Origin of the sequence: Tersicoccus mangrovi (assembly GCF_036881825.1) — a bacterium.
GTDB lineage: Bacteria > Actinomycetota > Actinomycetes > Actinomycetales > Micrococcaceae > Tersicoccus > Tersicoccus mangrovi.
The window spans coordinates 270,847-293,411 of record NZ_JBAJMW010000004.1; the positions used below are offsets into that span (position 1 = coordinate 270,847).

General features: G+C 73.3%; 21 protein-coding genes, 4 tRNA genes and 1 riboswitch. Of the genes, 10 read left to right on the forward strand and 15 right to left on the reverse strand.

Annotated elements, in window-relative coordinates; all coding sequences use genetic code 11:
- Nucleotides 1–10: 10 nt before the first annotated feature.
- The 13 genes from ribH to V6N00_RS09775 all read right to left on the reverse strand — a co-directional run bounded on the left by ribH (nucleotide 11) and on the right by V6N00_RS09775 (nucleotide 10,086).
- On the reverse strand, nucleotides 11–535 hold the full coding sequence (gene ribH, locus V6N00_RS09715) for a 6,7-dimethyl-8-ribityllumazine synthase (RefSeq protein WP_334231936.1): 525 nt from the start codon (nucleotides 533–535) through the stop codon (nucleotides 11–13).
- A complete protein-coding gene (ribB, locus tag V6N00_RS09720) occupies nucleotides 532–1,305 on the reverse strand; it encodes a 3,4-dihydroxy-2-butanone-4-phosphate synthase (protein ID WP_334231937.1) in 774 nt (257 codons plus the stop codon). Before ribB ends, ribH begins: the two co-directional genes overlap by 4 nt.
- Nucleotides 1,302–2,114, reverse strand: coding sequence for a riboflavin synthase (locus V6N00_RS09725; RefSeq protein ID WP_334231938.1), 813 nt, complete (start codon nucleotides 2,112–2,114; stop codon nucleotides 1,302–1,304). The genes ribB and V6N00_RS09725 overlap by 4 nt, the downstream gene beginning before the upstream one ends.
- A gap of 1 nt (nucleotide 2,115) precedes the next feature.
- The gene (ribD, locus tag V6N00_RS09730; protein ID WP_334231939.1) at nucleotides 2,116–3,267 is read right to left on the reverse strand and encodes a bifunctional diaminohydroxyphosphoribosylaminopyrimidine deaminase/5-amino-6-(5-phosphoribosylamino)uracil reductase RibD; all 1,152 of its coding nucleotides are present in this window, start codon (nucleotides 3,265–3,267) and stop codon (nucleotides 2,116–2,118) included.
- Nucleotides 3,264–3,953, reverse strand: coding sequence for a nicotinamide riboside transporter PnuC (gene pnuC, locus V6N00_RS09735; RefSeq protein WP_334231940.1), 690 nt, complete (start codon nucleotides 3,951–3,953; stop codon nucleotides 3,264–3,266). Before pnuC ends, ribD begins: the two co-directional genes overlap by 4 nt.
- Nucleotides 3,954–4,076: 123 nt before the next feature.
- Nucleotides 4,077–4,236, reverse strand: a riboswitch (FMN riboswitch).
- A 94-nt stretch (nucleotides 4,237–4,330) separates the two neighbouring features.
- Nucleotides 4,331–5,035, reverse strand: coding sequence for a ribulose-phosphate 3-epimerase (gene rpe / locus V6N00_RS09740; RefSeq protein WP_334231941.1), 705 nt, complete (start codon nucleotides 5,033–5,035; stop codon nucleotides 4,331–4,333).
- Nucleotides 5,032–6,621 (reverse strand): RsmB/NOP family class I SAM-dependent RNA methyltransferase, encoded by a 1,590-nt coding sequence (locus tag V6N00_RS09745; RefSeq protein WP_334231942.1) that lies wholly within the window; start codon nucleotides 6,619–6,621, stop codon nucleotides 5,032–5,034. The genes rpe and V6N00_RS09745 overlap by 4 nt, the downstream gene beginning before the upstream one ends.
- A gap of 271 nt (nucleotides 6,622–6,892) precedes the next feature.
- Nucleotides 6,893–7,861 (reverse strand): methionyl-tRNA formyltransferase, encoded by a 969-nt coding sequence (gene fmt, locus V6N00_RS09750; RefSeq protein WP_334231943.1) that lies wholly within the window; start codon nucleotides 7,859–7,861, stop codon nucleotides 6,893–6,895.
- The gene (def, locus tag V6N00_RS09755; protein ID WP_334231944.1) at nucleotides 7,858–8,508 is read right to left on the reverse strand and encodes a peptide deformylase; all 651 of its coding nucleotides are present in this window, start codon (nucleotides 8,506–8,508) and stop codon (nucleotides 7,858–7,860) included. Before def ends, fmt begins: the two co-directional genes overlap by 4 nt.
- Before the next feature lie 95 nt (nucleotides 8,509–8,603).
- Nucleotides 8,604–9,605, reverse strand: a complete 1,002-nt coding sequence (locus V6N00_RS09760) for a cytochrome (protein ID WP_334231945.1) — start codon at nucleotides 9,603–9,605, stop codon at nucleotides 8,604–8,606.
- Between the two features lie 144 nt (nucleotides 9,606–9,749).
- Nucleotides 9,750–9,821: transfer RNA gene (locus V6N00_RS09765), tRNA-Val, on the reverse strand.
- Nucleotides 9,822–9,857: 36 nt separating this feature from the next.
- Nucleotides 9,858–9,931, reverse strand: a tRNA-Cys gene (locus V6N00_RS09770).
- An 82-nt stretch (nucleotides 9,932–10,013) separates the two neighbouring features.
- Nucleotides 10,014–10,086 (reverse strand) — tRNA-Gly (locus tag V6N00_RS09775).
- A gap of 254 nt (nucleotides 10,087–10,340) precedes the next feature.
- On the opposite strand from V6N00_RS09775, the gene V6N00_RS09780 reads away from it, so the two are divergent.
- Nucleotides 10,341–10,412 (forward strand) — tRNA-Val (locus tag V6N00_RS09780).
- 172 nt (nucleotides 10,413–10,584) lie between these two features.
- Nucleotides 10,585–10,947: an antitoxin gene (locus V6N00_RS09785; RefSeq protein WP_334231946.1), complete on the forward strand. Its 363-nt coding sequence runs from the start codon at nucleotides 10,585–10,587 to the stop codon at nucleotides 10,945–10,947.
- A gap of 162 nt (nucleotides 10,948–11,109) precedes the next feature.
- On the opposite strand, the gene zapE is transcribed toward V6N00_RS09785, so the two are convergent.
- On the reverse strand, nucleotides 11,110–12,144 hold the full coding sequence (zapE, locus tag V6N00_RS09790) for a cell division protein ZapE (protein WP_334231947.1): 1,035 nt from the start codon (nucleotides 12,142–12,144) through the stop codon (nucleotides 11,110–11,112).
- Nucleotides 12,145–12,357: 213 nt separating this feature from the next.
- Here zapE and V6N00_RS09795 point away from each other — a divergent pair, with 213 nt between their 5' ends.
- Both V6N00_RS09795 and V6N00_RS09800 read left to right on the forward strand, forming a co-directional pair.
- Nucleotides 12,358–13,278 (forward strand): sulfurtransferase, encoded by a 921-nt coding sequence (locus tag V6N00_RS09795; RefSeq protein WP_334231949.1) that lies wholly within the window; start codon nucleotides 12,358–12,360, stop codon nucleotides 13,276–13,278.
- 149 nt (nucleotides 13,279–13,427) lie between these two features.
- Nucleotides 13,428–13,901: a SufE family protein gene (locus tag V6N00_RS09800; RefSeq protein WP_334231951.1), complete on the forward strand. Its 474-nt coding sequence runs from the start codon at nucleotides 13,428–13,430 to the stop codon at nucleotides 13,899–13,901.
- A 521-nt stretch (nucleotides 13,902–14,422) separates the two neighbouring features.
- Here the strand turns inward: V6N00_RS09800 and V6N00_RS09805 are convergent.
- Nucleotides 14,423–15,661, reverse strand: a complete 1,239-nt coding sequence (locus tag V6N00_RS09805) for an alpha/beta hydrolase family protein (protein ID WP_334231953.1) — start codon at nucleotides 15,659–15,661, stop codon at nucleotides 14,423–14,425.
- A 193-nt stretch (nucleotides 15,662–15,854) separates the two neighbouring features.
- Here V6N00_RS09805 and V6N00_RS09810 point away from each other — a divergent pair, with 193 nt between their 5' ends.
- From V6N00_RS09810 to V6N00_RS09835, 6 genes are all read left to right on the forward strand, one after another.
- Nucleotides 15,855–16,331: a hypothetical protein gene (locus V6N00_RS09810; protein ID WP_334231954.1), complete on the forward strand. Its 477-nt coding sequence runs from the start codon at nucleotides 15,855–15,857 to the stop codon at nucleotides 16,329–16,331.
- A gap of 150 nt (nucleotides 16,332–16,481) precedes the next feature.
- Nucleotides 16,482–16,925, forward strand: coding sequence for a peptide-methionine (R)-S-oxide reductase MsrB (msrB, locus tag V6N00_RS09815; protein WP_334231956.1), 444 nt, complete (start codon nucleotides 16,482–16,484; stop codon nucleotides 16,923–16,925).
- Between the two features lie 84 nt (nucleotides 16,926–17,009).
- Complete coding sequence (locus V6N00_RS09820; protein WP_416385064.1) at nucleotides 17,010–17,645, forward strand: DUF3000 domain-containing protein; 636 nt, start codon at nucleotides 17,010–17,012, stop codon at nucleotides 17,643–17,645.
- 58 nt (nucleotides 17,646–17,703) lie between these two features.
- A complete protein-coding gene (locus V6N00_RS09825; protein WP_334231959.1) occupies nucleotides 17,704–19,032 on the forward strand; it encodes an HRDC domain-containing protein in 1,329 nt (442 codons plus the stop codon).
- 111 nt (nucleotides 19,033–19,143) lie between these two features.
- Nucleotides 19,144–20,400, forward strand: a complete 1,257-nt coding sequence (locus V6N00_RS09830; protein WP_334231961.1) for a thiolase family protein — start codon at nucleotides 19,144–19,146, stop codon at nucleotides 20,398–20,400.
- Nucleotides 20,397–22,532, forward strand: coding sequence for a 3-hydroxyacyl-CoA dehydrogenase NAD-binding domain-containing protein (locus tag V6N00_RS09835; protein WP_334231963.1), 2,136 nt, complete (start codon nucleotides 20,397–20,399; stop codon nucleotides 22,530–22,532). The genes V6N00_RS09830 and V6N00_RS09835 overlap by 4 nt, the downstream gene beginning before the upstream one ends.
- Nucleotides 22,533–22,565 lie beyond the last annotated feature (33 nt).

Consider the following 22,565-nt stretch of genomic DNA (forward strand, 5'->3'; position numbering starts at 1 on the left):
GGCCCCCACGTTACCGTCGCCCCGCGTCCGCTCCGGCATCGGGGACGCCGGAACCCGTCACACCGGCGAGCACGGTGGCCAGCACGGCGGCCGTGTTCATCGCCGCCGCCGCGGCCTCGAAGCCCTTGTCCTCGCTCGAGCCCCTCAGGCCCGCCCGGTCCAGCGCCTGCTGCTCGGTGTCGCAGGTCAGGACGCCGAAGCCGACGGGCGTGCCCGTGGTCACCGATACGTCGGTCAGCCCCGTCGTGGCCGCGGAGCACACGTACTCGAAGTGCGGGGTCCCGCCGCGGATGACGACGCCGAGCGCGACGACGGCGTCGACGGTCGGGGCGATCCGCGCCGCGGCGACGGGCAGCTCGAAGGAGCCAGGCACGCGGACCTCGACGGCGGTCGCCCCGGCGGCCTCGACGGCGCGGCGGGCGCCGTCGAGCAGGCCGTCCATGACGGTCTCGTGCCACGAGGCGGCGACGATGGCGACCCGCAGGTCCTTCGTGCCGGGCTCGAGGGTGGGCTGGGGGGCGCCGTGTCCGCTCATCGGGGATCCTCTCGGGGGGAGCTGGTGGTGTCGGTGGTGGTGGTGCTGGTCGTCGTGGTGTCGTGCGCGTCGTCGTGCGGGTGCCCGGCGAGGTGGACGATCAGGTCGGCGATGCTGATGAGCGTCAGCCCGTGCTCGTCGGCGAAGGCGCGCAGGGCCGGCAGCCGCATCATCGATCCATCGTCGTGCACGACCTCGGCGATGACGCCGACGGGCCGGTGCCCGGTGGCCAGGCACAGGGCGACGGCGGCCTCGGTGTGTCCGGCCCGCACGTCGAGCAGCCCGTCGACGGCGACGAGCGGGAACACGTGCCCGGGCCGGGTGAGGTCCGTGGCGGTCGCGGCGGGGTCGGCGAGGACGGTCGCGGTGCGGGCACGGTCGGCGGCGCTGATGCCGGTGCTCACGCCCGTCGCCGCGTCCGTGGAGACGGTGTAGGCGGTGCCCTTGGGGTCCTCGTTGACAACGAGCATGGGCGGCAGGGCGAGCTGGGCGGCGCGCTTCGCGGTGAGCGGCACGCAGATCACGCCCGAGGTGTAGCGGACGGTGAAGCCCATCAGGGCGGCGTCGGCCCGCTCGGCCGGGAAGATGATGTCGCCCTCGTTCTCACGGTCCTCGTCGTCCACGACGACGACCGGCCGTCCGGCGCGCAGGGCAGCGAAGGCGTCCTCGATCGCGTCGAGGCGGACGGCTCCCGCCGTCGCTGTGCCGGCCGTGTCCGTGGCCGTCGTCTCCGCGGCGCCGGTGCCTACGGGGCTGGTCACGCCGTTCATGCCTGCACTCCTGCGTTCGTCGTCGTACCGGTCGTGGTGTTCGCCATCGCGCCGGTCGTTCCGGTGCCGGTCGTTCCGGTGCTGGCCTGTGCCGGCTCGCGCGTCGCGAGGGCGCCGAAGGAGGCCAGGCGGGCGGCGTACTTGGCCATCACGTCGACCTCGAGGTTGACGGTGCTGCCCGGTGTCAGGGTCCCGAGGGTCGTCACGGCGAGGGTCGTGGGGATCAGGCCGACCTCGAACCACTGCTCCGCGGCATCGGCGTCGCTCACCGCCGTGACCGTCAGGGAGACACCGTCGACGGCGACGGAGCCCTTCTCCGCCAGGTACGGGGCGAGGCCGGTGGGCACCGCGAACCGCAGCCGCTCCCAGTCGCCGAGATCCTCGCGCTCGGCCAGGTGCGCGACGCCGTCGACGTGGCCCTGCACGATGTGCCCGTCGAACCGGCCGGTGGGCTGCAGGCACCGCTCGAGGTTGACCGTGTCCCCCGGAGCCAGCGAGCCGATGGTGGTGCGCCGCAGGGTCTCCCCCATGACGTCGAGGCGGACCGTGCCCTGCTCCCCTGCGCCCGGTTCCCCGCTCGCATCGGTCGCGGGCACCTCCCCGACGGCGTCGACGTCGTTGCCGGCCGTGGCGGGGGTGGTGGGGTTCATGGTCGCGGTCAGGCAGACGCCGTTGACGGCGAGCGAGCCGCCGAACGGCAGGTCCGCCGCGGCGTCGCGCGCGGAGAGCGTCAGCACGGCGCTGTCGCGCGCCGGGTCGAGCACGATCTCCCGGACGGTGCCCTGGTCGGTGATGATGCCGGTGAACATGTCAGCCCTTCTTCCTGGTGGCGGAGGTGTCGGCGGTCTCGGAGGCGGCGTGGACGGCATCGGTGGCGGACTCGGGGGCGTCGCCGTCCACCGGCAGGAACCGCAGCCGGGTGTCGGGGCCGAAGCGGGTCGCCGCTCCCCCGCCGGCCTCGTCGGGTTCGAAGCGGAGCGCCTCGCCGAGGGTGCTCAGTCCCAGGTCGGGGAACGCCGGCCGGCCGCCGAGCAGCAGCGGGGCCTGGTAGACGACGAGCTCGTCGATCAGGCCGGCACGGGCGAAGGCGACGCTCAACCGGGGACTGCCGTCGATCAGCACGTGGCGGGCGCCGACGGCGTACAGCCCGGCCAGCGCTTCGTCCGGGTCGCGGGTGGTCAGCGCGTGGAACCGGCCGTCGGCCCCGCGGATCGCCGCGTCGGCCGGCACGGGGCGCAGGCCCATGACGGCGCGGCGGGGCTGCCGGGCGGCGAGCGATCCGTCGGGGTGGCGGGCGGTCAGGGCCGGGTCGTCGGCCAGCACGGTGCCGGTCGAGACGAGGACGGCGTCGGCCAGCATCCGCATCCGGTGACCGTCCTCGCGGGCGGCGGCACCGGTGATCCACTGGCTCGTGCCGTCCGCCGCGGCCACCGCACCGTCGAGGCTCTGGGCGATCTTGACGGTCACGAACGGGCGGGTGCCGACGGCGGCGAGCCAGCGGCGGTTCAGGTCGCGGGCCTGGTCGGCGAGGAGGCCGTCGCGCACCTCGACGCCCTCGGTGCGCAACCGGTGCGCCCCGCCGGCGGCCGCCCGGTGGGGATCGCCGATGGCGTGGACGACCGACCGGATGCCGGCGGCGAGGATCGCCTCGGTGCAGGCGGGGGTGCGACCGGTGTGGTTGCACGGTTCGAGCGTCACGACCATGGTCGCGGCGGCGATCTGCTCGGCGGAGGCGCCCGCGGCGGCGGCACGGTTCAGCACGTCGACCTCGGCGTGGTCGGTGCCGGCGCCGTGGTGGCGCCCCACGGCGATCAGCCGGCCGTCCGGGTCGAGCAGGGCGGCCCCGACGAGGGGGTTCGCTCCACGCACACCCGTGGCAGCCGCCCCGAGCGCGGTGGCCATGGCGTGTTCCTCGGCGAGGGTGAACCCGGCGTCGGTCGCGTGGTGGGTGGCCGTCGTCATGACTCCACCCGCGGGTCCGGGAACACGGTCTCGACGCGGGGCGCCACGGCCTGGTTGCGGTAGCGCCACCAGACGAAGAAGCCGGTGAGGGTGAAGCCGCCGTAGATGATGTACATGATCGCGGAGGCCCAGTAGCCGGCGGAGATGAGCAGCGGCACGCCCACGATGTCGACGGCGACCCAGATCAGCCAGAACTCGACCCAGCCGCGGGCCATGCCGAGGGTGGCCAGCAGCGAGCCGACGAAGATCCAGGCGTCGGCCCAGACCGGCTCGTAGCTGCCGAGCGCGCGGAACGCGGGGGTCAGGACGCCGGTGCCGACGACCAGCGCCAGGACGAGGCGCACGCGGGTGAGGTTGGAGGCCCACCGCGGGGTGACGGCGGTGCCGGCGTCGCCGCGGGCCTGCCGCCATCGGTACCAGCCGTACACGGAGACGACGACGAACATGACCTGGCGGCCGGCCTGGCCGAGCAGGTTGACGGGATTCGGGGAGCCGAAGACCGCCCCGAGGAAGACGGTGAAGAGCAGCACGTTGCCGACGATGCCCACCGGCCACGCCCACACCCGGCGGCGCATGCCGCCGAAGGCGCTGACCAGGCCGAAGACGTTGCCGAGCACCTCGCGCCACAGGATGAAGCCGCCACCGATGGTCAGCTTCGCCTCGAACAGCCATCGCAGCACGTCCACGGGCCTGTTCCCTTCCTCGCCGTTCCGTTCATCGACGGTTCCGGGGCGAGGGTGCACACGAGAGCCGGGACGGCGGACGACCGCAGCCCGACGACGGGTCCGGCGGTCGCCGGACGTCGCGCGCGACGTGCTTCTCCCATCCAGACTGTGACTGTCGGTGCCGGAATTCCACCGGCTCAACCGGTGCGCTTCCCCGGTGACGAGTCATCGTCACCGGATCCGACGCACCGGGTCGCGGACTTTGACCGCCGGTTCGGACTTTCACCGACCCCGGAGCACGTATTTCCGTTCATTATGGCACGCAGCGCCGGGGCACCGCCGTTCCGTCCGTCACGGTGACGTCATCGCCCCGGAGCAGGCCGGAGCAGGCCGGGATGTCAGCCGCAGCGGCCGCGGGCGGCCTCGCGCAGAGCGGTGATGGCGGCCGCGGTGTCGTCGGCCCCGTACACGGAGGAACCGGCGACGAAGACGTCGGCACCCGCTTCGGCGGCGGCCACGATCGTCTCCTTCGTCACCCCGCCGTCCACCTGGAGCGCCACCTCGGCGCCGGAGCCGTCGATCGCGGTCCGCGCCCGCCGCAACTTGGGCAGCATGACGTCGAGGAAGGCCTGGCCGCCGAAACCGGGCTCGACGGTCATCACGAGCAGCAGGTCGATCTCGGCGAGCAGGTCCAGCCACGGCTCCACCGGGGTGGCCGGGCGCAGGGCGACCCCGGCGCGTGACCCGAGCGAGCGCAGTTCCCGGGCGAGGCGGACGGGTGCCGCCGCGGCCTCGGCGTGGAACGTCACGGACGCGGCACCGGCCTCCGCGTATCCCGGCGCCCACCGGTCCGGTTCGTCGATCATCAGGTGCACGTCCAGCGGGATGGGGCTGACCTGCTGGATGCGTTGGACGACCGGAAGGCCGAGCGTCAGGTTGGGCACGAAGTGGTTGTCCATGATGTCCACGTGCACGCTGTCCGCCTCGGTGATCCGGCCGAGCTCGGCCTCGAGGTTGACGAAGTCCGCCGAGAGGATGCTCGGGTGGATCCGGGCGTGCCGGGTGGCGGGAGAGGTCGATGGCGCGGGTGCGGACTCGGTCACGGGGCCTCCGTCGTGGTGGGGGTGGCAGGGGTCTGGTCGGCGGCCGCGGGCACGCGCAGCAGGGCCAGGAACATGGCGTCGGTGCCGTGGACGTGGGGCCAGAGCTGGGCGGTGCGGGGACCGGGGGCGTCCCGGTCCGAACCGGCGGTGCCGCCCGCGTGCAGCGGGGTGAGGGCCGCGGCGTCGAGCACGGCCGGGGTGTCGAGCAGCTCGACGCCCGGGGTCCTCCGCAGGACGTCGTCGACGACGGCGACCGTCTCCGCCGGGTGGGGCGAGCACGTCGCGTAGGCGACGACGCCGCCGGGCCGGGTTGCGGCGATGGCTGAACGCAGCAGGTCACGCTGCAGCGCTCCGAGCTGGGCGACGTCGGCGGGGCTGCGGCGCCACCGTGCCTCGGGCCGGCGGCGCAGGGCGCCGAGGCCGGAGCACGGCACGTCGACGAGTACCCGGTCGTAGCCGGCGGGCTCGTCGCCGCCGATGGCCCGGCCGTCCCGCTCCGTGATCCGCCACGCCGTCTCCGGTACCGCGGCCAGCGCCCGGCGCACCAGGTCCGCGCGGTGCGGGGCGGGCTCGTTCGCGGTCACGGTCGCACCCTGCTGGAGCGCGAGGGCGGCCAGCAGCGCGGCCTTGCCGCCCGGTCCGGCACACCCGTCGAGCCAGCGTTCCCCGTCCGCGGTGGCGGTGCCTGACGAGGCGGTACTGGCTCCGTCGGGGTTCGCTCGGTCGGCGTCCGCTCCGTCGACCGGCGCGGCCGCGAGTGCCCGGGCGACCAGTTGCGAGCCGGTGTCCTGGATCCGGACCGTGCCGTCCTGCACCCCGGCGAACCGGCTCAGGTCACCCGCCGCGATGGTGGCGGAGCCGACAGCGAGCTCGCCCGGCTCCGCGCCGGCGGCGAATTCCTCGGCGAGGTCGCCGAGCCCGGGCAGGGCCACGAGATTCACGACGGGGGCCGCGTTGTCGGCGGCGAGCAGGTCGGTCAGCTCCCCGGCGTCGCGACCGTGGGCGACGAGCGCCTGGCGCATCGCCCGCACGACCCACGTGGGGTGGCTGTAGCGCAGGCCCGCGGCCGTGGTGTCGTCGACGCCGGTGGTCAGCTCGTCCAGCCAGTCGTCGAGGGACCGCTCGGAGACCCGGCGCAGCACGGCGTTGATGAAGCCGCTCGGGCCCGCGCCGATGGCCTCCCGGGCCAGGGCGACGGTCTGGTCGAGGGCGGCGTGGGGCGGCACGCGCATGGCGAGCAACTGGTGGACCCCGAGGCGCAGGGCGTCCCGCACCGGCGGATCCACCGTGTCCAGGGGACGGTCCACGCACCGGGCGAGGATGGCGTCCCACGTCCCCATCGACCGCAGCGAGCCGTAGGCCAGCTCGGTCGCGAACCCGGCGTCGCGCCCGGTCAGGCCGTGGCGACGCAGCCGGGCGGGAAGGACGAGATTGGCGTAGGCATCGTCGGCGCTGACCGCGCGCAGCGTCTCGAACGCGGCGAGCCGGGCCGGGTCGGAGGAGCGTCCACGCCGTGCGGGAGCGGACGAGCTGAAATGGCGTTCGCCGCCCCGGTTGCGCTCGCGCCCCTGTGCGTTCCGGCGCACTTCTCCCCCGGTGCCGCGGCGGCCCTGCCGATCAGCGTCGCGGCGGTCGTCGCGACGTCCCGGCGTGCCCTCACCGCGCGGGGCAGACCCGCGGTCGTCGCGCCGGGCGCTTCCGGCCCCGTGTCGATCAGCGCCGCGGTCGTCACGCCGGGCGCCGGAGCCACCGGAGGCGCGGCCCTCACGCCGCTGCCCGCTGCCACGGTCGTCACGACGACCGGATCCACCGGCGTCGGCGCGACTGTTCCGGCGGCGCCGGTCGTCGTCGGGTCGGTCACCATTCGCGTCGGCCAAGACGGACCTCCTGCCCGTGCTGGGCGCCGCGCCACCAGTCGGCGGCGGGCATCGGTGTGCGGCCGGCCGGCTGCACGGTGCTCAGGACGACGGCGCCGTCGCCGGTCCCCACCAGCACGGACCGGCCGTGTGCGGCCACGAGCCCGGGCTCGGGTGCCGGGGGCACCTTGACGCCGGACAGGTCCGGGCGCGCGGCGTCGCGGACGGGTCCGAGCTTGACGCGCTGGCCGTCCAGGGTGGTCCACGCGCCGGGCTCGGGCGTGACGCCGCGGCTGCGGGCGTCCAGCGCCGCGGCCGGGTGCGACCAGTCGAGCAGGCCGTCCTCGAGGGTCAGCTTCGGAGCGAGGGTCACCTCGCCGTCCTGCTCGGTGGCCCGGGCGGTGCCGTCGGCGAGGCCGCCGAGCACGTCGGCCAGCAGGCCCGTGCCGCTGACCGTCAGGGCCGCCAGCAGGTCCGCGGCGGTGTCGTCGGGCCCGATGGGCGCGGTGACCGTGCCGTACACCGGGCCGGTGTCCAGCCCGGTGCGGAGCGCGAAGACGCTCGCGCCGGTTCCGGTGAGCCCGTCGATGATCGCCCGCTGGGCGGGGGCGGCGCCGCGGTAGGCGGGCAGCAGGGAGAAGTGCAGGTTGAGCCAGCCGTGGCGCGGGACGTCCAGTGCGGCGGCGGGGACGAGGGCCCCGTAGGCAACGACGACGGCCACGTCGAGGTCGAGGTCGGCCAGCTGGGCCCGGACGTCGTCGTCGACGCGGGCGGCCTTGATCACCGGCAGTCCCGCCTCCCCGGCGGCCGCGGCCACCGGGGACGGCGTGAGGACGCGCTTCCGGCCGAGCGGCGCGTCCGGACGGGTCAGGACGGCGACGATCTCGTGGTCGCCGCCCGCGAGCCGGTCGCGCAGGACGCGCAGGGAGTCGGCGGCCGTCGCCGGGGTGCCCGCGAAGAGTATCCTCATCGGCCGCCGCCGAAGAAGCTCGCGCCGGGGGCAGCGTTGCCGGACCCGGCCGTCTGTCGCGCCGCGGTGCCGGTCGAGCGGGCGCCGTCACGGTGTGGGATGGTCACGCTGCCCGCCTGGTCGAGGTCCCGCCGCTCGGCCTGGACCTGGTCGACCGCGATGCGCCAGTCGTCGGTGCGCAGGGCCGCCATCACGGTGCGACGCTCCTCGCCCGTCAGCCGGTCCAGGTACAGCTTCCCGTCGAGGTGGTCGGTCTCGTGCTGGAGGCAGCGGGCGAGCAGTCCCTCGCCGGTGACGGTCACGGGAACGCCCGTGACGTCGACGCCGGTGACGGTGGCGCGCTGCGCGCGGGTCGTGTGACCGCCGATGGCCGGCACGGAGAGGCAGCCCTCCATCCCGGACTGCGTCTCCTCCTCGACCGTGAGGACGGGATTGATCACGTGACCGGACGCGCCGTCCACCTCCCACGTGAACAGGCGCAGCCCGACTCCCACCTGGGGGCCGGCGAGCCCGACGCCGCCGACGGCGATCATCGTCTCGTGCATGTCCTCGACCAGCCGGGCCAGGGCGTCGTCGAACCGGGTCACGGCCTCGGCCCGGGTCCGCAGGATCGGGTCACCCAGCACCCGGACGGGCAGTATCGCCATGGCTGTCGTCGCGCTCCTCGTGTCGTCGACCGGTGTTCGTCTGCCCCGGTCCGGCGCTCCAGTCTAGTGGCCGGGACGCGAACCCCGGTCCCGGCTCAGGAGCCGGTGGCGGAGCCGGCGAGAGCGGAGACCGCGGTCGATCCCGACGGCACCCGGTGCGACGTCCCTGCCGGGGCGTCGGCCGCCGATGCGTCCATCGTTCCCGCGGTGTCGGTGCCCGTCACGTCGGCCACGGCGGCGGAGCCGACCGTACGCGGCGCCGGCGGCGGGGCGATGGGAAGCAGGGCACGGCCGGCCGCGGTCGCGTCCGCGGTGGTCTCCCACACCCGGCGCAGCGAGCAGAACTTGTACCAGTGGTGGGCGAGGACGTCGTCGCGGGCGCGCATCGGCCGCACCTCGGTCTGCCCGATGGCGACGGGAAGCAGCAGCGGGTTCTCCCCGTACGGGAAGGGCTCCCAGGTGCCGGCCTCGGGGTCGACGAGCAGCTCCTGGGCCTTCATCCCCGCGACGAGCTGCATGACGACCTTCTCGTCGAGCGCCTTGACGAAGCCGTCCCGGTCCGTGCCCTTGGTCTTGAAGTCGATGAGGCAGACCCGGCCCCCGATGCGGGCGATCAGGTCCAGCGTGCCGGCGTAGCCGACCTCCTGGTTCCACACCGTCGCCTCCGCGGCGAGCGGCTCGACGGCATAGGCGTCCCACCACTCGTCGAAACGGTCGGCGAACTGGTGCTCCCCGTGCTGGGCGAGGTCCTCGCGCGCCTCCCGCACCCGGTGGTCGCGGTCCAGGTGCCGGAGGGCGATCTGCTCGGCGTAGTAGTGCACCCGGTCGCCGCGCTCGGCAGCCTGGTCGCGGTAGCGCTCGGCGGCAGAGGCCGACTCCCGCACGAGTGCACGCAGCTGGCCCGGATCCGCTGCGGCACCGCGCAGTTCGGGGTGGGAGGCCAGGTGATTGGCGGCCATGTACCCGGACCAGCCGGTCAGGTCCGTGGCCTGCTGGCCGATGACGGTGGTGATCGACGGCACCGTGGGCGGGGCACTCGTGGATCGCGCGTACATCCGCCCGTGTTCGGTCTGGTGCGCCAGCCTCGGTTGCGTCATGCCTTCACTCTCCCACCGGCCACCGACGTTTCTCCAACGCCCGCGCCGGGCTCGGCTCGGATGGTTCCATCGGGCGTTCGTGCGCCCGACCCCGACCCCGGACGCACGAAGGCCCCGGCGGTCTCCCGCCGGGGCCTTCTGTCGTGCGCGATACTGGGATCGAACCAGTGACCTCTTCCGTGTCAGGGAAGCGCGCTACCGCTGCGCCAATCGCGCCCATGTCGCCGTCGGAGGGTCGAGACCTTCCGGGGCTGGAGGTGGGGACGGGATTCGAACCCGCGTATACGGCTTTGCAGGCCGCTGCCTCGCCTCTCGGCCACCCCACCGTGACCAGCTGGTCCACTCGGACCGCCGTCCGGAAGCCGAACTGGAGGTCCGGACCACCGACTGACTGAACAGTGACATGCGAGCGGACGACGGGATTCGAACCCGCGACATCCACCTTGGCAAGGTGGTGCTCTACCAGCTGAGCTACGTCCGCATGAAGAAACCGGCCCGACTCGGGGCGGTGCCGCCGTGTTCTTGCGAGAAATGACTCTACAGGCGTCCCGGCGCAGTTCCAAATCGGCCGAAGATCCCTGTGTTGGCGCGGATTTCACCGCATCGTCGCCACCTTGTCCCACCCGGTCACCGGCCCCTCCCCGCGGGCGGCGATGATGCCTTTCGTCGATTTCGCGCCCGGTTCGGACTCCGCTACGATGGTGAATCGCTGCCCGGCCTGCGGGCGGCACGCGAGGGCGATTAGCGCAGTGGTAGCGCGCTTCGTTCACACCGAAGAGGTCACTGGTTCGAACCCAGTATCGCCCACCGCATCGAGGGTCCCGGAGTCGATCCGGGGCCCTCTCCCGTTGTTCGGGCCCCATTCCGCTTGCCGTGAAAACCGGCGAACTCGCCGCCGTCACCGGGTTCCCCGCGTGGTCACTGCTCTAGCATGGTGGGCACACGGAGGCGACGGGCCTCCCGGCAGAAAGGAGGTGGCATGTCTGCTTTCGACAATCTGAAGGGCAAGGCCTCGGATCTGATGGGAAAGGCCGCTGACGCCGTCCGCGGTCATGAGGATCAGGTGAAGCAGGGCATCGAGAAGGCCGGCGATTTCATCGACCAGAAGACCGGCGGGAAGTACGCCGACCGCATCGATTCCGTGCAGCAGAAGGCTGGCGAGGCTGTGAACCGTCTCGGTTCACAGGACCACACCGGCGGAGCCGGCACCACCCCGGGCACGACGCCCGCGGGAACCGGCACCACCGGAACGGGTACGCCCGGCACCGAGACCCCCTCCGCGCCCACCGAGGACGCGACGCAGCCCGATCCGACGAAGGTGGACCCCGACCTGGGGCGCTGACGCCGCGACGGGCAGCCGCGGCCACGTGAGGCCGACGGAGCATTGCCCAGACGAATGATCGAGCCGTGAGCCGGCGTCACCTGCGGGTGACGTCGGCTCACGTGTGTCCGGGCCCGGTGAGAGCACCGTGAGATGGCGCAGCGGACCACGCCGCCCGAGCCGTCAGCTCGCCGAGCCGCCCTCGCGCGTCAGGGCGGTGAGGCGGGACACCGCCCGGAAGTACTTCTTCATGTACCCGCCGGCCATCATCTCCTCGGAGAACAAGCGGTCCAGCGGCTCCCCGCTGGCGATGATCGGCACGTCCTTGTCGTAGAGCCGGTCGGCGAGCACGACGAACCGCAGCGCCTGGTCCTGGCGGGTGATGGTGCGCACGCCGCGCCACGCGACGACGTCGACGCCGTCGATCAGCTGCCGGTACCGGCTCGGATGCACCTGGGACAGGTGCTCGACGAGCGCCTCGACGTCGTCCAGCGCCACGGTCCTCCCGTCCTGCGCCGCGGCGTCGGCGGCCGCGGTCACGGCGTCGTCCGTCATCGGCTCCGGCGCGGCCGGCAGGCCACGGTGCCGGTAGTCCTCGCCGTCGATCCGCACGACGTCGAACTGGTCGGCCAGCACCTGGATCTCCCGCTTGAAGTCGACCGCGGCGAAGCGGCCCTCCCCCAGCGACCCGGGCAGCGTGTTGGACGTGGCGGCGAGCTTGACGCCGGCGTCCGCGAGTTCGCGCATCAGCCGGGACATCATCACGGTGTCACCGGGGTCGTCGAGCTCGAACTCGTCGATGCACACGAGGCGGTAGTCCCGCAGGGCGTCGACGGCCCGCCGGAAGGACATGGCGCCCACGAGGTTGGTGTACTCGACGAAGGTGCCGAACGCCTTCGGGCCCTCGACCGCATGCCAGAGGGACGCCAGCAGGTGGGTCTTGCCGACGCCGAAACCGCCGTCGAGGTAGATGCCGGCCTTCGTCGCGGGCGGCCGGGCGCCGAACAGCTTCCGCCACCCGGAGGGAGCGGGCGCCTCGATCGCCGCGGCGAAGGACTTCAGCGCGTGCACCGCTTCCGTCTGGCTGGGCTGCGCGGGGTCCGGCCGGTAGGTGTCGAACGAGACCTCCCCGAAGCGCGGTGAGGGGTGGAAACCGGCGAGCAGGTCGTCGGCGGAGACCGTCGGCTTGCGGTCGGCCAAATGCACGATCTCGCCCACGGCGTCATTCCTCCCAGGGTGGTGCGTCGGTTCTCGGTGCCTTCCCACAGTACGGCAGCAGGACGCGCGGTCGGGCTGCTCCCCTGCACACGCAGGCGCACGCGCGCGGGAGTTGACGGCGGATGACGCGGGCGGGTTGGACGCCGGACACGCCCCACACGCCGCGACTAGGGTGGGGGCTGGATCAGACCCCGACCGGAAGAAGGATCTCCGATGACCATCGCAGCGGATGCGAACGAGAAGTTCCGCGCCTACGCCCACCCCGACCGGCTCGTCTCGACCGACTGGGTGGCCGAACGGCTCGACTCCGCGCACCCGGACCACGGTGACTTCGTCCTGGTCGAGTCCGACGAGGACGTCCTGCTCTACGAGACCGGGCACATCCCGGGCGCGGTGAAGATCGACTGGCACACCGACCTGAACGACCCGGTGACCCGCGACTACGTCGACGGCGCCGCCTTCGCGGAGCTGATGCGCGCCAAGGGCATCTCCCGGGACACGACCGTCGTCATCTACGGCGACAAGTCCAACTGGTGGGCCGCGTACGCCCTGTGGGTGTTCACCCTGTTCGGCCACGAGGACGTCCGGCTCATGGACGGTGGCCGCGACAAGTGGGTGGCCGAGGGACGCGAGCTGACCACCGAGACGCCGGCGCCGGCGACCGGTGGCGACTACCCCGAGGTCGAGCGCTCCGACGAGCAGATCCGCGCCTTCAAGGAGGACGTGCTCGCCCACTTCGGCAAGCCGCTCATCGACGTCCGCTCCCCCGAGGAGTACTCGGGAGCGCGCACCCACATGCCCGCCTACCCGCAGGAGGGCGCCCTGCGCGGCGGCCACATCCCGTCCGCCGCGTCCGTGCCGTGGGCTAAGGCCGCCGCCGAGGACGGATCGTTCAAGTCCCGTGAGGAGCTGGAGAAGGTCTACCTCGACGGTGCCGGCCTGAAGGAGGGTGACGACGTCATCGCCTACTGCCGCATCGGCGAGCGCTCGAGCCACACCTGGTTCGTGCTCTCCCACCTGCTCGGTTTCGAGTCCGTGCGCAACTACGACGGGTCCTGGACCGAGTGGGGCAACGCGGTGCGCGTGCCGATCGCCACGGGCGACGCACCCGGTGAGGCTCCCGCCGCGCGCTGACGGCCCCGGATCCCCCCGAGCTGCTTTCCCTGGCGACTACACCGTGACGGGCGTCGCGGACCATTCGGTCCGTGGCGCCCGTTGTCGTTTCCGGCTCCCCCCGGCAGCGCGACGGCGGCGAGCGGCGCGCCGAACTAGACTGGATGACCGTGAGCAGCACCCCCATCTCCCCCGCCCTGCCCGTCAAGCTCGCCGAGATCGTCGACGACTTCCAGGCCGTCGACGAACGCGAGCGCCTGCAACTGCTGCTCGAGTTCTCCCGTGAGCTGGCGGACCTGCCGGCGGAGTACGGGAAGCACCCCGAACTGCTCGAGCAGGTCGTCGAGTGCCAGACGCCGCTGTTCGTCAAGGTCGACGTCGCCGACGGCGGCGACCGGGTCGACCTGCACTTCTCCGCCCCGGCCGAGGCGCCGACGACGCGCGGCTTCGCGAGCGTCCTGCAGCAGGGCCTGGCCGGTGCGACGGCGTCCGAGGTCCTCGCCGTCCCCGAGGACACGCCGGACATGCTCGGCCTGACCCGCGCCGTCACCCCGCTGCGCATGCGCGGCATGGGCGCGATGCTCATGCGGATCAAGCGTCAAATCGCCCAGCAGCTCGCCGCGCAGGGCGCCGCCGCCTCCTGAGCCTCTCCGCACCCTCGGCGGCTCCGTCCGCCGAGGGTGCGGAGAAGCACTGGCATTCGGGCGCGGGACCGCACGATCCGCCCACTCGACGCGGCCCTCACCGAGTGGACCGACGACGTCACGCCGGGCCTCATACGCCGCAGCAAACGCCCACTCGACGCGGCCCGCCCACCCAGTGGACCGACGACGTCACGCGGCAGCCCGTCCGCCGCAGCAAACGCCCACTCGACGCGGCCCTCACCGAGTGGGCGGACGATGTCACGCCGGGCCTCATACGCCGCAGCAAACGCCCACTCGACGCGGCCCGCCCACCGAGTGGGTGGACGATGTCACACTGGGCCTCACACGCCGCAGCAAACGCCCACTCGACGCGGCCCGCCCACCGAGAGGACCGACGATGTCACGCGGCAGCCCGTCCGCCGCAGCAAACGTTCACTCGACGCGGCCTGCCCACCGAGTGGACGGACGACGTCACGCCCGGGCTCGTACACCGCAGCACACGTCCACTCGACGCGGCCCGCTCAGCGCGGGGCCGGGTCCGACGCCTGCAGCGCCGTGGGCAGCCAGTCCGCCACCACGGCCTCCCACCGCTCCGGGTCCACGTTCCACTCCTTCGTGTGCCGGGCGGCCTCGAAGGGCACGAACCGCACGAACTCCGGGTTGCGCCGCGCCAGTTCCTCCGAGGGACCGGCGGGCACGAAGTCGTCGTCGACCGAGTGGATGATCAGCGTCGGGGTGCGGAGATTGTCGGCACGGGACACCCAGTCCATGCTCTTCAGGTCCACGGGCGCGACGAGACCGGTCACGGCCCGGCCCGCGGAGTGGGAAATCATCAGCTGCGAGAACTGGCCGATGGAGTCCGGCACGCGGTTGAGCCGGGCCTGGTAGCCGAGCACGTCGGTCCAGTTCACCACCGGGGCGTCCAGCACGAGGGCGCCGATCCGGTCCGCCCACGTCGACTGGGCGACCGTCTGCAGCGCGACCGCCCCACCCATCGAGTAGCCGAGCAGCACGATGCGCTCGGCGCCGTGGTCCAGGGCGAACGCGATTGCCGCATCGACGTCCCGCCACTCGGTTCCACCGAGGCCGTACCGGCCGCCGTCCGCGCGCGGCGCCTCGCCGTCGTTGCGGTAGGCGATGGCGAGCATCGTGTAGCCGAGCCGGTGCATGACGGCCGCACCGCGCAGGGTCTCGCTCCGCCGGGCGCCCCGCCCGTGAATGCCGATCACCCAGGTGGTGGCCTCGGCGGTGCGGGTGTCGTCGGGGTCGATGCGCCACGCCGGGGCGAGGCCAGCGGGTGTGCCGATCTGCACGTCCTCGTGGGCCAGACCGATCTCGCTCGGGTCGGCGATGATGTCACCGGACCACCAGCCACGGGTGGCAGCGGCGAGCGCGGCTTCGTCGCCACCGGTCACCGCGCGGGTCACCGTGGACCCGTCGAGGGACAGGACGTCCCCGATGAGCGCGCGCTTCGTGCCCCCGGCGACGTAGAGGGCGTACCGACCGGGCACCGTCGTCTCCGCCGTGGCGGGCAGGACGACGCGCCGCTCACCGGCGGCCCCGGCGACGGCGAGGATCTCGAGGTCCTCCCGGCGCCGGTTCGGGATGACGATCATGCGCGCGTAGTAGGCGGCCAGGCCCGACGACGTGGCCGCGAGCACGGAGGCGACCGCGGCACCGGCCGCCAGCCCGGTGCCGCTCCACCGCAGCCACGGCAGCAACGGCCCGGATGCACCGGAACCACGGGAGTCCATCGCCATGAGGCCATTCGTACCACGCAGCCCTGAGCGCAGGCGTGCAGGGGCCTGCGAACCGCGGCGACGGCGAGAGGTCCCGGCAGAACGTCACGGCCGGACCGTCACGGTCGCCCGCCCACGGCGGAACGCCCGCCTGTGGGGCGCAGGGCCGCTGGCAGGGCAACCGCGGGAACCGGTCCCCCACTAGACTTCCGGCATGAGCGAGACGATCGTCGTGCTGACCGAGCAGCCGCTGCTGGACGCGGATGCCGCCAACCTGACCGCCCTGCACCCCGACCGGGACGTCGCGTACCACGTCGTCCTCCCGGGCCGCACCGGCCGCTCGCTGCTGGTCGAGCTGATCGACCGGCTCAGCCTGTTCGAGCTGCCGGACCGCGCCGGCGACGAGCGCGCGGCCACGGACCGGGCACGGCCGGAGCAGGCACTGCAGGCGTCGCTGGACGTGCTCGAGCGTGCGGGTGCCACCGCGACCGGGGAGGTCGCGGCCGAGAAGCCGGTCGACGCGCTGGTCGCCGCCGTCCGGGCCCACGACGCCCACGAGGCCGTCGTCATCACCGTCCCCCACGCCGTGGAGGACACCTTCCACACCGACTGGGCCACCCGCGCGCAGGACAAGCTCGGTCTGCCCGTGCTGCACCTGTACTCGGGGTCCAGCTTCATCGGCGACTCCTGAGCACCGCCGGCACCGTCGACGGCACCCGCAGCGGAATAGCGGTACCGGCGCGGGGCGTTGACCCCAGCGGGCCGCGACCCGGCCCGAGACCAGCATCTCGACATCAGGGATCTCGCCATCGGGGATCTCGACCGGAACCGAGGAGCATCCGTGACCGACCAGCCGACCCGCACCGTGACCAGGTCCGAGGACGAGTGGCGCCAGGAGCTGACGCCCGAGGAGTTCGCCGTCCTGCGCCGCGCCGGCACCGAGCGCCCGTACACCGGCGAGTACTGGGACAGCCACGCGACCGGCGTCTATCAGTGCCGCGCGTGCGGCGCCGAGCTGTTCCGCAGCGACACCAAGTTCGACTCCCACTGCGGCTGGCCGTCCTTCTACGCCCCGCTGGCCGAGGACCGTGTCCGCTACATCCACGACCGCACCATGGGCATGGACCGCGTCGAGGTCCGCTGCGCGACCTGCGACTCGCACCTCGGCCACGTCTTCGAGGGTGAGGGCTACGGCACCCCGACGGACCTGCGCTACTGCATGAACTCCATCTCGATGCGCCTCGTGCCCGACGCCGGTGACGGGGATGGATCCGCTCAGGCCTGACCGCGAGACCGAGGCGCTACTGCGCGCTCCCGCGTGCGGCGCGCCTCGGTCCCCCGCCGTACCCCGGCCACTAGTGTTCCGAAGGTGACCACGATCGGCGGCCTGGAGCACGCGCCGGCCGACTTCCTCACGGCCCTCGGCGCCCTGCGGCGCGCGCGGGTGCGCCGGGAACTCGCGCTCCACGAGATCCCCGCTCCCAGCCGTCTCGCCCCCTTCGCCGTCGCGCTCGGCGCCGACGTCACGGCCAGCGGCCCGACCATGACGCCCGTGCACGGCCCGGCCCGCCTCGCGCTCAGCAGCGACGACGCCCCAGAGCTCGCGCACGGCCGCTTCATCCTCCTCCACGACCCGGACGGCTCCCCCGTGTGGGACGGCCATTTCCGCATCGTCACGTACATCCGGGCCGAGCTCGAGTCCGAGATGGGCAACGACCAGATGCTCGGCTCCGTCGCCTGGACCTGGCTGCAGGAGGCGCTCGCCGACCACGGCGCCGCCTTCCGGCAGGCCGGCGGCACCGCCACGCGGATCCTCTCGGAGAGCTACGGCTCGCTCGCGGACCGGCCCGACGCCGTCGACATCGAACTGCGCGCCTCCTGGACCCCCGCCGAGGCGGACGTCACCGATCACCTCGAGGCCTGGAGCGACATGGTGTGCACCTTCGCGGGCCTGCCACCGCTGCCCGAGGGAGTCACCTCGCTGCCCGGTCGCCGTCTGACCTGAGACATCGTCCGACTCGGTCGCCGTCCGACCTGAGCGGACGGGATATCCTTGACCCGACATGACAACAGGCCCTTCTTCCCGTCAGACACCGCCCGACGACACGACGCCGGCCGCGCCTGACGACTCCGCCCCCGCCGTCGTCGACCTGCTCGACCCGGCCGAGGGCATCCCCCCGGTGATCGACACCGCCGAGGGCCTCGATCGGGCCGCCCGCGCCCTCGCCGCCGGCACCGGTCCCGTGGCGGTCGACGCCGAGCGCGCCTCCGGCTTCCGGTACGGCCAGCGGGCCTTCCTCGTCCAGCTGCGCCGCGAGAGCGCGGGCACCTGGCTCGTCGACCCCGAGGCCCTCGACGGCCTCGACCCGCTCCAGGAGGCCCTCGCCGACGTCGAGTGGGTGCTGCACGCCGCATCCCAGGACCTCCCGTGCCTGGCTGAGCAGGGCATGCGTCCCGACCGTCTCTTCGACACCGAGCTCGCCGCCCGGCTGCTCGGCATGCCCCGGGTGGGCCTCGGCGCCGTGATCGAGGCCGAGCTCGGCCTGCACCTGGCCAAGGAGCACTCGGCCGTGGACTGGTCCACGCGACCCCTGCCCGAGCCGTGGCTGCGCTACGCCGCGCTCGACGTCGAGGTGCTCGTCGCGCTGCGGGACCGGCTGGCCGCCCGCCTCACCGAGGCGGGCAAGGACGAGTTCGCCCGGCAGGAGTTCGAGCACGTCCGACTCACGACGACGCCGATCGTGCGCACCGACCCGTGGCGCCGGACGTCGGGCCTGCACCAGATCCGCGACCGGCGGCAGCTCGCCGCGGTGCGGGAACTGTGGCTCGAGCGGGACAACCTCGCCCGGCACCGCGACGTCGCCCCCGGCCGCCTGATCCCCGACTCCGCGATCGTCGCCGCCGCGCAGGCCATGCCCCGCACCGTGCCCCAGCTGCTCGAGACGCGCGGGTTCCACGGGCGCGCCGCCCGACGGGAGGGGCCGCGCTGGCTCCGCGCGATCGCCACGGCCCGCACCGCCGGGGACCTCCCGCCGATGCACGTCGCCGGGGACTCCCCGCCGCCGGTGCGCCAGTGGTCCGACAAGGACCCGCTGGCCGCCGCCCGGCTGACCGCCGCCCGGACCCGCATCGCCGAGCTGTCCGAGCAGTGGACCATCCCGATCGAGAACCTGCTCACGCCCGACCTGCTGCGCCGGCTCATCTGGCGTCCGCCCGCGGAGGGCGACGCCGTGGACGCCGACGCCGTCGAGCTCGCGCTGACCGCGTCCGGCGCACGCCCCTGGCAGCGGGAGCTGGTGGGCGGCATCATCCTCGACGCCCTGCGCATCACGGACGTCCCCGCCGCCGGCGGCGCGATCGACACCGACCGGGCGTCCTCGACCCGACGCTGACCTGCGCCGACACCAGCCGCCTCGCGGCGGGTTGAGCCACCTTGTTACCCATGGGTAACATCGGGCGTGTGCGTGAACCAGCGCACACCCGATCGGTGCGAGGAGTCATCCGTGAACCAGAGGCAGCTGCGAGAGGTCGTCTTCGTCGACGGCGTCCGCACCCCGTTCGGCAGGGCCGGCGAGAAGGGCTACTACGCGGGCACGCGGGCCGACGATCTCGTCGTGCACTGCATCCGTGACCTGCTGCGCCGCCATCCCGAACTGCCGCCCGAGCGCATCGACGACGTCGCCATCGCCGCGACCACGCAGACCGGCGACCAGGGTCTGACCATCGGCCGCACCGCCGCGCTGCTCGCCGGCCTGCCCCGCTCGGTGCCCGGCTTCGCGATCGACCGGATGTGCGCCGGCGCGATGACCGCGGTGACCACGACGGCGTCGGGCATCGCCTTCGGCGCGTACGACGTCGTCATCGCCGGCGGCGTCGAGCACATGGGCCACCACCCGATGGGCGTCGGCGCGGACCCGAACCCGCGCTTCGTCAGCGAGCGGATCGTCGACCCCGCCGCCCTGAACATGGGCAACACCGCCGAGAACCTGCACGACCGGTTCCCCGCGATCACCAAGGAGCGCACCGACCGCTACGCGGCCGCCAGCCAGCGCAAGCTCGCCGAGGCGTACGCCGCCGAGCAGATCCAGCCGGACCTGGTGCCCGTCGCCACCCGCAAGGAGGGCACCGGCTGGGAGCTGCGCACCGTCGACGAGCCGCCGCGCCCGGGCACCACGGTCGAGGACCTCGCGGAGCTGCGCACGCCGTTCCGCGCGCACGGCCGGGTCACCGCGGGCAACGCCGCCGGCCTGAACGACGGCGCGACGACGGCGCTGCTGGCCTCCGAGGAGGCCGCGGCCGAGCTCGGCCTGCCCGTAAAGATGCGGCTGGTCTCCTTCGCCTTCGCCGGCGTCGAGCCCGAGGTGATGGGCGTCGGCCCCGTGCCCGCCACGGAGAAGGCGCTGCGCACCGCGGGCCTGTCCATCGACGACATCGGCCTCTTCGAGATCAACGAGGCGTTCGCCGTCCAGGTGCTCTCGTTCCTCGACCACTTCGGCATCGACGACGACGACCCGCGCGTCAACCGGTACGGCGGCGCCATCGCCGTGGGGCACCCGCTCGCCTCCTCCGGCGTCCGGCTCATGTCGCAGCTGGCCCGCCAGTTCGAGGAGGACCCGTCCGTCCGGTACGGCATCACGACGATGTGCATCGGCCTGGGGATGGGCGCCACCGTCATCTGGGAGAACCCCCACCACGCCGAGTACGGCACCACCAGCAACGCCGGCACCGGCACCGCGAGCACCGAAGGAGCCACGGCATGAGCGCCGAGACCACCGCGCAGTTCCAGCACCTCGCCGACGCCTTCGCCGACGAGGTCGTCACCCACTCGCTGACCACCGACATCGCCCTGCCCGGGGGTGCCGGCACGATGGCGCTGATCACCCTGGACAACGGCCAGGACCACCGGCGCCCGACGACGCTCGGCCCCAACACCCTCGTCGAGCTCGGGCTGACCCTGGAGAAGCTGGCCGACCGTGCCGCCGCGGGTGAGATCGTGGCCGTCGGCATCACCGGCAAGCCGCACTACCTCGTCGCCGGCGCGGACCTGTCCGCCACGACGCGGCTGAGCGATCCGGAGCAGGGACGGGCGATGGCGCGCCTGGGCCACCACGTGTACGGGCTGCTCACCTCGCTCGGCGTGCCGAGCTTCGTGTTCATCAACGGCGTGGCCCTCGGTGGCGGCCTGGAGATCGCGCTGAACGCGGACTACCGGACCGTCTCCTCCGCCGCCGGCGCGCTGGCCCTGCCCGAGGTGTACCTCGGCCTCGTGCCGGGGTGGGGCGGCATCTACCTGCTCCCCCGCCTCATCGGTCCGGCCGACGCGGAGAAGGTCATCTTCGAGAACGCGCTGGCCAACAACCGCACGCTCACCGGGCCGCAGGCGGCCGAGCTCGGCATCGCCGACGCCCTGTTCGAGGGCGCCGACTTCCTCGAGCAGTCCCTCGCCTGGGCCGCCGGCGTGCTGACCGGCACGGTCACCGTGACCCGGCCGAAGGCCCTCGAGGACGCCACGATCGACCACGCCGCATGGGACGCCGCCGTCGCGAAGGCCCGCGCCGTCGTCGCCGCCCGCACCTCGAACGCCACCCCGGCGCCGCAACGCGCCCTGGAGCTGTTCGACCAGGGCCGGCACCGGACGAAGGCCGAGGCGTTCGCCGCGGAGGACGAGGCCCTGGCCGAGCTGATCGCGACCCCCGAGTTCCAGACCACGGTGTACGGGTTCCTCGAGCTGGTGCAGAAGCGGGCCAAGCGTCCCGCCGGCGCCCCGGACGCGAAGCTCGCCCGCCCGGTCACCAAGGTCGGCGTCGTCGGCGCGGGCCTGATGGCCAGCCAGCTCGCCCTGCTGTTCGCTCGCCGCCTCACCGTGCCCGTCGTCATGACGGACGTGGACCAGGCGCGCGTGGACAAGGGCGTCGCCTGGGTGCACGCCGAGGTCGCCAAGCTGCGCGAGAAGGGCCGGATCAGCGCCGACGCCGCCAACCGGATCACCGCCCTGGTCACCGGCACGGTCGACAAGGGCCAGTTCGCCGACGCCGACTTCGTCATCGAAGCCGTGTTCGAGGAGCTCTCGGTCAAGAAGCAGGTGTTCGCCGAGGTCGAGGCCGTCGTGCGGGAGGACTGCATCCTCGCCACCAACACGTCCTCGCTGTCGGTGACCGCCATGGCGGAGGACCTCGCCCACCCCGAGCGCGTGGTCGGCTTCCACTTCTTCAACCCGGTGGCTGTGCTGCCGCTGCTGGAGATCGTGCGCGCCCCGAAGACCGACGACGCCGTGCTCGCCACCGCGTTCGCCGTCGCGAAGGGCCTGAAGAAGAACGCCGTGCTGGTCACGGACTCGGCCGCGTTCGCCGTCAACCGGATCCTCGGCCGCATGTTCGGCGAGATCACCAAGGTCTTCGACGAGGGCACGGACGCGCACACCGCGGACACCGCGCTCGCGCCGATGGGCCTGCCGATGACGCCGTTCACCCTGCTCGCCCTCGTGGGCCTGCCGGTCGGCGCCCACGTGCAGGAGTCGCTGCAGGCCGCGTTCGGTGACCGGTTCCACGTCTCGGAGAACCAGCAGCGCCTCATCGACGCCGGCCGGACGAGCCTGTTCGACAAGGACGCGGACGGCAAGGACGTCGTCACGGACGAGACGCTGGCGCTGCTCCAGGTGGGCGACAACCCGTCGACCGCCGAGCAGGTCCTCACCCGCACGCAGGACGCGCTGGCCGACGAGATCCGGCGGATGCTCGACGAGGGCGTCGTCGCCGGACCCGAAGACATCGACCTGTGCATGATCCTCGGTGCGGGATGGCCGCTGCACCTGGGCGGCATCACGCCGTACCTGGACCGCGTCGGCGCGTCCGAGCGGGTCACCGGCCGCCGGTTCCACGCCGACCGCGGCTGACAACGCGCTGACCTGCATTTCCTCCGGGGTCGC

Coding starts and splice junctions, on each gene's coding strand:
- V6N00_RS09785 (WP_334231946.1), top strand. CDS start 10,585: ATGTCTGCTTTCGACAATCTGAAGGGCAAGGCCTCGGATCTGATGGGA.
- def (WP_334231944.1), bottom strand. CDS start 8,508: ATGGCGATACTGCCCGTCCGGGTGCTGGGTGACCCGATCCTGCGGACC.
- V6N00_RS09810 (WP_334231954.1), top strand. CDS start 15,855: ATGAGCGAGACGATCGTCGTGCTGACCGAGCAGCCGCTGCTGGACGCG.
- V6N00_RS09760 (WP_334231945.1), bottom strand. CDS start 9,605: ATGACGCAACCGAGGCTGGCGCACCAGACCGAACACGGGCGGATGTAC.
- ribH (WP_334231936.1), bottom strand. CDS start 535: ATGAGCGGACACGGCGCCCCCCAGCCCACCCTCGAGCCCGGCACGAAG.
- V6N00_RS09795 (WP_334231949.1), top strand. CDS start 12,358: ATGACCATCGCAGCGGATGCGAACGAGAAGTTCCGCGCCTACGCCCAC.
- V6N00_RS09805 (WP_334231953.1), bottom strand. CDS start 15,661: ATGGCGATGGACTCCCGTGGTTCCGGTGCATCCGGGCCGTTGCTGCCG.
- fmt (WP_334231943.1), bottom strand. CDS start 7,861: ATGAGGATACTCTTCGCGGGCACCCCGGCGACGGCCGCCGACTCCCTG.
- V6N00_RS09825 (WP_334231959.1), top strand. CDS start 17,704: ATGACAACAGGCCCTTCTTCCCGTCAGACACCGCCCGACGACACGACG.
- ribB (WP_334231937.1), bottom strand. CDS start 1,305: ATGAACGGCGTGACCAGCCCCGTAGGCACCGGCGCCGCGGAGACGACG.
- ribD (WP_334231939.1), bottom strand. CDS start 3,267: ATGACGACGGCCACCCACCACGCGACCGACGCCGGGTTCACCCTCGCC.
- V6N00_RS09835 (WP_334231963.1), top strand. CDS start 20,397: ATGAGCGCCGAGACCACCGCGCAGTTCCAGCACCTCGCCGACGCCTTC.
- V6N00_RS09725 (WP_334231938.1), bottom strand. CDS start 2,114: ATGTTCACCGGCATCATCACCGACCAGGGCACCGTCCGGGAGATCGTG.